Source organism: Mucilaginibacter dorajii (assembly GCF_024808255.1).
Lineage (GTDB): Bacteria > Bacteroidota > Bacteroidia > Sphingobacteriales > Sphingobacteriaceae > Mucilaginibacter > Mucilaginibacter dorajii.
In genome coordinates, this window is sequence record NZ_JANTYS010000007.1 from 317813 (window position 1) to 327715 (window position 9903).

General features: G+C 39.6%; 10 protein-coding genes and 1 tRNA gene. 7 read left to right on the top strand and 4 right to left on the bottom strand.

Annotated features, from left to right (window positions below):
• Positions 1-97 precede the first annotated feature (97 nt).
• Positions 98-1204, top strand: coding sequence for an acyltransferase family protein (locus tag FHS10_RS12200; protein WP_259090946.1), 1107 nt, complete (start codon positions 98-100; stop codon positions 1202-1204).
• A 354-nt stretch (positions 1205-1558) separates the two neighbouring features.
• On the opposite strand, the gene FHS10_RS12205 is transcribed toward FHS10_RS12200, so the two are convergent.
• A tRNA-Arg gene (locus FHS10_RS12205) sits at positions 1559-1632 on the bottom strand.
• A gap of 732 nt (positions 1633-2364) precedes the next feature.
• On the opposite strand from FHS10_RS12205, the gene FHS10_RS12210 reads away from it, so the two are divergent.
• Together FHS10_RS12210 and FHS10_RS12215 are read left to right on the top strand one after the other, a co-directional pair.
• Positions 2365-3300 (top strand): Nif3-like dinuclear metal center hexameric protein, encoded by a 936-nt coding sequence (locus tag FHS10_RS12210; RefSeq protein ID WP_259090948.1) that lies wholly within the window; start codon positions 2365-2367, stop codon positions 3298-3300.
• Positions 3301-3622: 322 nt separating this feature from the next.
• Positions 3623-4483: an N-acetylglucosamine kinase gene (locus FHS10_RS12215; protein ID WP_259090949.1), complete on the top strand. Its 861-nt coding sequence runs from the start codon at positions 3623-3625 to the stop codon at positions 4481-4483.
• Between the two features lie 147 nt (positions 4484-4630).
• Here FHS10_RS12215 and FHS10_RS12220 read toward each other — a convergent pair whose 3' ends face one another.
• Complete coding sequence (locus tag FHS10_RS12220) at positions 4631-5077, bottom strand: hypothetical protein (protein WP_259090951.1); 447 nt, start codon at positions 5075-5077, stop codon at positions 4631-4633.
• A 38-nt stretch (positions 5078-5115) separates the two neighbouring features.
• Complete coding sequence (locus FHS10_RS12225; protein WP_259090953.1) at positions 5116-5364, bottom strand: HU family DNA-binding protein; 249 nt, start codon at positions 5362-5364, stop codon at positions 5116-5118.
• A gap of 259 nt (positions 5365-5623) precedes the next feature.
• On the opposite strand from FHS10_RS12225, the gene FHS10_RS12230 reads away from it, so the two are divergent.
• Positions 5624-5953: a YegP family protein gene (locus tag FHS10_RS12230; protein ID WP_259090955.1), complete on the top strand. Its 330-nt coding sequence runs from the start codon at positions 5624-5626 to the stop codon at positions 5951-5953.
• A gap of 167 nt (positions 5954-6120) precedes the next feature.
• Here FHS10_RS12230 and FHS10_RS12235 read toward each other — a convergent pair whose 3' ends face one another.
• Positions 6121-6813, bottom strand: coding sequence for an NUDIX hydrolase (locus FHS10_RS12235; RefSeq protein ID WP_374759825.1), 693 nt, complete (start codon positions 6811-6813; stop codon positions 6121-6123).
• Between the two features lie 128 nt (positions 6814-6941).
• Between FHS10_RS12235 and pfkA the strand changes: the two genes are divergently transcribed.
• The 3 genes from pfkA to gap are packed head-to-tail and all read left to right on the top strand — an operon-like array spanning position 6942 to position 9782.
• Positions 6942-7928: a 6-phosphofructokinase gene (gene pfkA / locus FHS10_RS12240; protein WP_259090960.1), complete on the top strand. Its 987-nt coding sequence runs from the start codon at positions 6942-6944 to the stop codon at positions 7926-7928.
• 3 nt (positions 7929-7931) lie between these two features.
• Positions 7932-8780, top strand: a complete 849-nt coding sequence (locus FHS10_RS12245; protein WP_259090961.1) for a hypothetical protein — start codon at positions 7932-7934, stop codon at positions 8778-8780.
• A gap of 6 nt (positions 8781-8786) precedes the next feature.
• The gene (gene gap, locus FHS10_RS12250) at positions 8787-9782 is read left to right on the top strand and encodes a type I glyceraldehyde-3-phosphate dehydrogenase (RefSeq protein WP_259090966.1); all 996 of its coding nucleotides are present in this window, start codon (positions 8787-8789) and stop codon (positions 9780-9782) included.
• Positions 9783-9903 lie beyond the last annotated feature (121 nt).

Below are 9903 nucleotides of genomic sequence, written 5' to 3' on the forward strand. Positions count from 1 at the left end.
CTCGACCTAACAACGCCACATCACAAGATTACCGGATCTTTTCATTGATCAAATTAACAGCGACCTCAGGATACGTGTGGCTTGTAGCGAATACTTTATGAAAAAACTTAAATACATCACCGTTTTAAGAAGCTTAGCTATTTTAGCAGTACTAATGGTTCACATCACTCAAAGAACTTCGGGAGTGAATGACTATTTACCTCCCTTTGTTAGTTCCTTAATGTACAATGGATTGCAGGGCGTTCAACTGTTTTACGTTTTAAGCGCGTTCACCTTATTCCTTTCTTTCGCCGACCGACAAAATGAGAGGACGCCTGTTAAAAATTATTTTATCAGGCGTTTTTTCAGGATAGCACCGCTATATTACTTGGCGGTGGTTATTTATTACCTGATACGTTTGAACGATAATTCAATCTCAGCTGCTAACTTGTTGTCTAACTTTGTTTTCTTACATGGTTTAAGTCCTTATTGGATAAATAACATAGTACCCGGAAGCTGGTCAGTTGCAGTAGAGGTATCGTTTTATTGTATGCTTCCATGGTTATTCAAATGGATAAAAAACATTGAGCATGCCTGTATCTTTTTAATCATTTCCTTAGTGATAAGATATACGTTATACCACTTTTTATATGCGCATTCTCCTATAGCCGACATCGGTCTTTGGGAAGGCTACATGTTTTACTACTTTCCCAATCAACTTCCTGTGTTTGCAGTCGGTGTAATTTTGTACTTCTTAATTTATGATAAGGATAATCTAAAGATAAGACCAAAAACAGCGTTTGCTGCATTTATAATAATTTCGGCCTGCGTTGCGATAAAACCGGAAATGATTTTCAAACCTTTTCTTCTTTTCTCATTCTCTTTTTTAGTGCTGATACTTTCATTACGCTCTTATCATCCCCGCGTCCTTTTCAACCCTATTATTACCTATATAGGCGAAATCAGCTACACGCTTTATCTTTCACATTTTGGAGCAATATTTTTGTTGGAACGGTTTAACTGTTTGAATTTGATTCACAAGGTTGGAATTATGCCTACAACGGTAAACTTCATTATTAATTATTTATTGGTATTAGGGATAGCGGGAATTATCTCAAGCGTACTTTTTTATTCGATTGAACTACCCATGCAAAATTTTGGTAAAAAACTTATCAAACGGATGAGTCATAAAGCAAATCTTATAGAAGAAAAAACATCGCAATAGGAGTTCAAATCTCTTAATCTGCTTTTCGATAATGAGCCAATTTATTCCAGTAACTCCTTAAATCTATACGCCTGTAGTGGCACCATCGTTATTTATTCACTTAAACATCAATAATATGGAATCAAGAGAGGATCTAAGGCATTTACAGCTGAATTTGAATTCAAAACGCGCCCAAGGTGCTCCAAATCTTAACATAAAGCATGAAATACGAAACAGAAAGAGGATTAAACATTGAAGCAAAAAACAAACAACTTTTAACAGTTAACAGAATGACAAACTGCATTTAGGACGCAAATAAGCCGTTTTAAGCAACAAAAAAGCCTCTTAGAGAATTCCAAGAGGCTTTAATGACTGTGATCCCATTTGGATTCGAACCAAAGACCTACAGATTAGAAATCTGTTGCTCTATCCAGCTGAGCTATAGGACCATCTGCTAATAACGTTTTTCCACATGGACCCGAACCGAAGCCCTGGCCAAATAGTTGTTCCGTTTTTTCGCGGTGCAAAGATGCAAATTTATGCCGAAAATATCAATCAAAATTTGTCACTATCTAAATAACATATTTTCAGTGCTTTTTGTTCAGTCTATTTTTGCCCCAATGCTGCTTATCCAGCAGGTAAAAAACATACACACTTCCAATAATTGCCGCTATAGTTCCTGTTAAACCGAAGATGACTTCAATTACCATAAAGCAATTTAGTCAATTGAAATAAAAAAATCAAGGAAAAAATAAAAGCCCCTTGCACTCGCTGCTTGGGGCTTTAAACCTAAACCTTATCACAATTAATAAGTGAGAATCACTTACCTTATGAACTGCAAATATACCCTACTTTGCTAAATTTTGCAACCCATGGGTGTAAATAAGACACAATGATGATACATCTATCAGGAACGTTTTTGATTTTTTAATTTAACATAAACTAAAAACGAACTGAATATGAGGCCAATTAAAACGCCACAAACACATGTAACAATTAGATTACCGATGCTTTGAGGGTTAGTCCGCCTGATAACTTGGCGATAACGGTAAGAACAACACTTATCAAAATCATTAACCAATAACGCCCTATATGAGTTGTTTGGTTTGATTTTTCCTTTGGCCTTCTGCGTGCGCTTTCCGCCCCTATTATCTATATTTGATCAATCCCAACAAAAAATCATGAATACAACAAAACAGCTTTTCCTATTAAGTGAAGATCACACCCGTCGTAAATTCATTTTTAACCTAAGCAAAGTGGCGGCGGCTACCGCGTTTTTAACCACACCCTTTGCTGGCAGTGCCGCGAGTTTTTTTAACGCTGATGGCGATGTAACCGTTGGGCAGATCATCGATAAATTTATTAGCCAAATTCCGGGCGCCCCTTTTCCATCCACCGTAGATACCCTGAAAAGCGGCGACCGCGATATTAAAGTTACCGGCGTGGTTACCACCATGTTTGCCACCATTGAGGTGATCAAACAAGCCATCGCCCTTAATGCAAATTTCATTATAGCCCACGAGCCAACATTTTACAACCACGCCGATGAAACCGCCTGGCTGGCCAATGATGATGTTTATCAACATAAGGCCGCCCTGCTTAAAGCGCATAATATAGCCGTTTGGCGCAACCACGATTATATACACAGCCTTAAACCCGATGGTGTAGGCATGGGCGTGTTAACCCAGCTAAAATGGGCACCTTATTACCGGCCAGACCTGGGCAATGTATTGATGCTCCCGCCCATCAGTTTAAGCTCGCTGATTGATTACCTTAAAACAAAATTGTCCATCAGTAAAGTGCGCTACATAGGCAACCTTGATCAAAACTGCCAGAAGGTGCTGTTTTTACCCGGCGCGGCAGGCGGTAAAAGGCAAATAAGCGAGGCCAGTAAAATAAAACCCGACGTGCTGATTGTTGGCGAAATATCTGAATGGGAAACCGCCGAATACGTTCGCGACGCGCAGGCTAAGGGTGATAAGCTATCACTAATTGTGCTTGGCCACATAGCCAGTGAAGAACCCGGATCTGAGTTTGTGCTGGGCTGGTTAAAGGAAAAATTTCCGACAATAAAATCGGTTCATATTTCGCCCAGAAATTCGTTATCCTTCATGTAACCTAAATGGGTTTAGTATAATTATACACAAGTATTGTTGTCAGGTGTTGTTAAATTATTTAACATTACGTACAATTGCAAAAAAAAAGCGCTGCAATGTCCTTAACCTCAGTTATATGTTAATTTAACATTTATTATAATACCTCAATTTTATAATAATGTGTTACTAATAATGATACCTAAGGCCGTTAACGTTAGATTTTGTGTAAAAAGAAAGTGTTATTGACGTGAAAATGGCAATTTTTATCTTTTAGATACCAAAGTGTTTTTTTTACAATAAGTTAATCATACTTTTAACCAATTTTTCTACTAAAACTTAATTTATGATCATAATTGCTGACGGTGGCTCAACTAAAACAAACTGGTGTTTGGTTACCGAAGAAGGTAAAAAAGTTTATTTCAATACCGAAGGATACAACCCCTATTTTTCGAGCACCGAGTATATCATTCAATCGTTAAACGAAAGTTTGCCTACCGACCTGCAGAAGGATGAAATTACCGAAGTTAACTACTACGGTGCAGGCTGTTCAACCCCCGATATGCGCAACCTGGTTAAGGTAGCCATGGAAGCTGTTTTTACAAAATCAAAAGTATACATTGGTCACGATTTGCTTGCTGCAGCCCGTGCCCTTTTAGGCAACAACGAAGGCTTTGCCGCCATTTTAGGCACAGGTACCAATACCTGTATTTACGATGGTAAAGATGTGGTACAAAACATCGATTCTGGCGCTTACATTTTGGGCGACGAAGGCAGCGGCTGCTACATTGGTAAAAAACTATTAACCGACTACTTACGCGGCTACATGCCAGAACCTGTGCGCAACCTGTTTTGGGAAACCTTTAAACTTACACCCGATGATATCAACGAGCAGGTTTACACCCAGCCACGTGCAAACCGTTTTTGCGCAAGCTTCAGCAAGTTTGTTTACGATAACAACGTGCACATTGAATACTCACGTAATTTAGTACGTACCTCGTTCGAAGACTTTTTCCGCAACCTGGTTACCCACTACCCTGATTATCAAAAATATACTTTTAACTGTATCGGCTCAGTTGGCTACAACTTCCGTAACGTGTTAGAAGAAGTAGTTACCGAAAACGGAATGGTTGTAGGTAATATCATCCGCTCGCCTATAGATAACCTGGTAAAATTCCATTTAGAGTTATCGCCAAGCAGTTTATAAGAAAAAACAAGCAATCAACTTTGCAGAGTGCTTGTGCTATTTTGGGAGCAAGTAAAACGCAGTGCTTCAAAATTAAAAAAGCAAATAAAATAGGCTGCCTACACACGTAGACAGCCTATTTTATTTGCCTTAAAATGTAATGAAGCATTAATTCACTTTAAGCTTATTGGCAGTTTTAATATACTGCTTTTTACCGCTTTCTGATAAAGTGTATTGGCCGCCTTTAGGGCCCTCATAAATCGTTCTTCCTTTAGCATCCTTTCCTATGGCTTTGTCTGCCGTTTTGTTTACCCCCTCGGTAACAGCTTTTGTAGTTGCAACTTTGGTTTCTTTCGTTTTTTTGACTGCGGCAACTTTAGTATCTGCGACTGTAGCAACTTTAGTATCAGCTGCCTTTTCTTTAACATCAGCCGCTTTTTTAGTTACCGCGGTTGTAGCCGTTGTGGTAGCCGCGGCAGCCTTTTTATCGACTTTGGCAATTGCTGTTTTTGCTTTAGTCCTGGACTTCTTTTTCAGCGAATCAACTTTTTGGGCAAATGCATTTGCGCTTAATAAAATAAAGCAGGAAAGTGCTAATGTGATTAGTTTTTTCATAATTAATAAATTTAAAATTTTTAAAATAGATTAGGTTTTTATGAAAACAGACCTGATAAGCCTCCGGAAAGTTTATCCTTTAACTCATCAAATATACCTTCCTTATTTGCAGGTGCGGTACCTTCAGCAGCAGGCTCTCCGCTGTTGTTAATAAATGATTCAATTTTGTCTCCCAACCCCCAGGGTAATTTATCCTTCAGGTGATCAACTACGGTAACAATGGCATCTTTTGCCTGGTCGGCAGAAATCCCTGTTTTTTCGGCTACTTTTTGAATGAGATCTTCCATAAAATTTAGTGTTATTGTTTATATTATTTAGCAATTGGTTTTGTTTTAAATACTTATCAGGGCCTTTTAAATACTTTTTAGAACTACAAACTTCACTGAATAAAGGGGGATAAATTCAAAACAAAAGGAAATAAATATTGTTTTTGAACAATGGATTTATTCTGAAACATTTTTTATGGTTGCCTCACTATCATAAAGTTCGCTATTTGATTTATTTTTAATTATATATATTATTGTTCAAATTAAAACAACTTAAATTATGGGAAAGTTCTCAACAAAAAAAGGTAAAGATGGTCAGCACTACTTTAATCTTTTAGCCTCTAACGGACAAGTAATTCTTACAAGCGAAGGTTACACCTCTACAGCAGGAATGAACAACGGCATCGAGTCTGTAAAAAAGAATGCGCCTGAAGATGGCCATTACGACAGAGAAAACTCAAAAAACGGAAAGTTTTATTTTAACCTGAAAGCAACAAACGGACAGGTTATCGGTAAGAGTCAGATGTATGAAAGCGTTGCAAGCCGCGATAATGGTATTGAATCTGTAAAAAAGAATGCTCCTGATGCTCCCATTGTTGAAGAAGAGTAAATAACGCATCATGCACAAGCGATTGTGATTGTCATTTAACTCATTAACAATCATACTATTGCAGTGAATAGAAAAAAGACCAAACATTGTCGGGATCATGGATCAGACTTTGCTTGGTCTTTTCTGTTATAGATAACCAATGTATAAATAGCCTTTGCGGATTTCCCCTACCCCAAACTCATCTCGCCCTGAAAAATTTTTCCGTACTTCCGTTTGTCGAACTTGTATAACTTGGCGGCGCGGTAGGATACGCCTTTTTGTTTTTCATCCAACTCTTTCAGGAAACCATAGCTAAGCATTTTTTTGCGGAAGTTACGTTTATCCAGTTTTTTGTTGAGCACAGCCTCGTACAGCGATTGTAGCTGGGTGAGCGTAAATTTCTCGGGCAGTAATTCAAACGCTATGGGCTGATAGTGCAGCCTCCTGCGAATTTTATTAAAACCGGTATTGAAGATCTCACTGTGATCAAATGCCAGCTTTGGCAAATCGTTCACTGAATGCCAGATGGCCTTTTTGGCAAACTGGGTAACCGGGCGCAATTCCTTTTGGCCGTTAATCCTGATAAGGGCATAATAAGCCACTGTAATTACACGCCCCTGCGGGTGCCTGTTAACCTCGCCAAAGGTATGAAACTGCTGCATATGCAAATCGCGCAAGCCGGTAAGCTCGTATAGGATCCGCTCGGCAGCATCGTCAATACTTTCGTCTTGTTCAACTATATAACCGGGTAGCGCAAACCAGTCTTTATACGGCTCTTCGTTTCGCTCAATCAATAAAATCTTAAGCTCGCCGGCTTCAAAACCAAAAATTACGCAATCTATAGAGAATACGGAATCGAACTTGGGTAGCATTAGTTCCAAAATAGTTGTTGAGATTTAGTTTATAAGTTAAATATATAATGTTAATTCCTAATCCAAAAAAAAACAAATAAATTTAATGGTGTAATTTACACACTGTATCTTCGTAGCACAAATTTAGTGGTGTAAAAATGCATAAAATTTCAAAAATCGCTGTTTTAACTTCTGGTGGCGATGCACCGGGCATGAATCCCTGCATCCGCGCTGTGGTACGTACAGCATTATATAATGGCCTCGAAGTAGTAGGTGTTCGCCAGGGCTATAAAGGCCTTATCGAAAACGACATGTACGACATGAACAAACGTTCGGTAAGTAATATACTTAACCTTGGTGGTACCATATTAAAAACAGCCCGCTGCCTGCCTTTTAAAGAAGACGAAGGTATGGCTACAGCGTATAAACACTTAAAAGAACGCGGTATTGATGCCCTTGTGGTAATTGGTGGCGATGGTACCTTTACCGGTGCGCTGCGTTTCTCAAAAAAATACCCGGATATTGCCGTTATGGGTGTTCCGGGCACTATCGATAATGATCTTTGCGGCTCAACCTATACCCTGGGCTTTGATACGGCTACCAATACCGTTATCGAAGCTATCGACAAGATCCGCGATACAGCAGATGCGCACGACCGCTTGTTCTTTATCGAAGTAATGGGTAGGGATTCTGGCGCTATTGCCCTGCGTGCCGGCATTTCATGCGGTGCAGAGGCTATTTTACTGCCCGAAAAACAAACCGCTATTGAAGACCTAATCAAGAATTTGAAAGAAGGCCACATGAATAAAAAGTCGTCAAGCATTGTTATTGTGGCCGAAGGCGACAAGAATGGCGGCGTTTATGACGTGGCAAAAGCGGTACAAAAAGAAGTTAATAACTACGACATTAAAGTTACTATCTTAGGCCACTTGCAAAGAGGGGGCAGCCCATCCAGTTTCGACAGGATTTTGGGCAGCCGTTTAGGCTTTGCAGCAGTTAACGCTTTAATAGCCGGCGAAACACAAAAAATGGTAGGCTTACAGGCCAATCATATTTTGCTCACCAGTTTAGAAGATGCGCTTAACAACCATGAGTTTAAGCTCGAAGCAGACCTTTTACAAATGGTTGATATATTATCAATATAATTAATGATTGCAGTTGTTTATAGTGGATCGTACTTTGCCCATTGGCGTCTTGCCGATAAGGGCCGAACTGTTGCCTCCTTCAAGACCAATGGTATCAATCCCTATTTTAACGACGAAAAACACATTCTGCAGTTACTCAACAAAAACATCAACCTTATTCACCACGCCGAAGAAATAAAGCGCATTTACTTTTTTGGTGCCGGTGCTTCGTCAGACGAGCGTAAGCTGGTGATCCACAATGCCCTTTCCCAGTTTTTTAAATTTGGCAAGGTAAGTGTTGATCATGATATTGCCGCGGCGGCTATCGCCTGCTGCAAAAACTCGCCGGGCATAGTAAGCATTTGCGGCAGCGGCTCAAACGCTGCCTGGTACGATGGTAAAAAGGTTGCGCCCAACAATTATGGCATGGGCTACATACTGGCCGATGAAGGCAGCAGCAACTGGCTTGGCCGCCAGCTCATCAAAGGCTTTATGAACAATACCCTGCCCGCAAACCTGCGCAAAAAGTTTATTCATAAATACGATGCCGACCGCAAAACGCTTTTAGAGAAAGTTTATCGCCAAAAACAACCCGCGCTTTTCCTAAGCTCCTTTGCCGATTTTTACCTCGAAAACCGTACGGATGTTCATCTCCAAAGCGTCATAAAAAAAGGTTTTAGTTCGCTCATTTCTACATATTTGGTACCTTTACATAAGCAACATCCCGATGCCTCCATCCATTTTGTGGGTACGGTTGCTGCCAACTTCCAGGAACTTTTGTATGAGAGCGCAGCCGAAGCCAATCTTCAAATAGCTAACATAATTAAAGAACCCATAAACAATTTATTAACCTACTATTCTAATAAAAATTAAAAAATCATGAAAATAGGAATTAACGGTTTCGGCCGTATTGGACGTCTGGCATTCAGAGCCGCAATTGAAAGATCTGACATTGAAGTTGTTGGTATTAATGACCTTGTTGAGCCAGATTACATGGCTTACATGTTAAAATACGATTCAACTCACGGACCATTCAAAGGCACTATTGCTGTTGAAGGCGGCCATTTGGTTGTAAACGGTAAAACTATCCGTGTTACTGCTGAAAAAGACCCTTCAAACCTTAAATGGGGCGAAATAGGTGCTGAAGTGATCATCGAATCAACAGGTTTATTCCTTACCCAGGAAACTGCTCAAAAACATATCGACGCCGGTGCTAAAAAAGTAGTAATGAGCGCGCCAGCAAAAGATGATACCCCTACATTTGTAATGGGTGTTAACCATAAAGAATTGAAAGCCGATCAAAACATCGTTTCAAACGCTTCATGTACTACCAACTGTTTAGCTCCTATAGCTAAAGTATTGGATGATAACTTCGGTATCGAAGAAGGCTTAATGACTACTGTACATGCTGTTACAGCGACTCAAAAAACAGTTGACGGCCCATCGGCTAAAGACTGGAGAGGAGGCCGTGGTGCTTACCAAAACATCATCCCTTCATCAACAGGTGCTGCAAAAGCGGTTGGTTTAGTTTTACCTCAGTTAAAAGGTAAATTAACAGGTATGTCTTTACGCGTACCAGTTGCCGACGTATCTGTAGTTGACTTAACTGTACGTTTGAAAAAAGGTGCTTCATATGAGGCTATCAAAGCTGCTATGAAAGCTGCTTCTGAAGGCGAATTAAAAGGCATTTTAGGTTATACCGAAGATGAAGTAGTATCTGAAGATTTCAAAGGCGATGCACGCACTTCAATTTTTGATGCAAAAGCAGGTATTGGCTTAAATGATAACTTCGTTAAAGTTGTATCATGGTACGATAACGAATGGGGTTACTCAAACAAACTGATCGACCTTGTTCAGGAATTAGGTAAATTCTAATTTTTAGATCAATATTAATTTATAACAAAGAGGCCGTATCATAATTCAAATGATGCGGCCTCTATGTTTGCAACGTATTGGCTCCATGTTTATCTGTTTTCGTTGAATTTCTCAGCAAGGA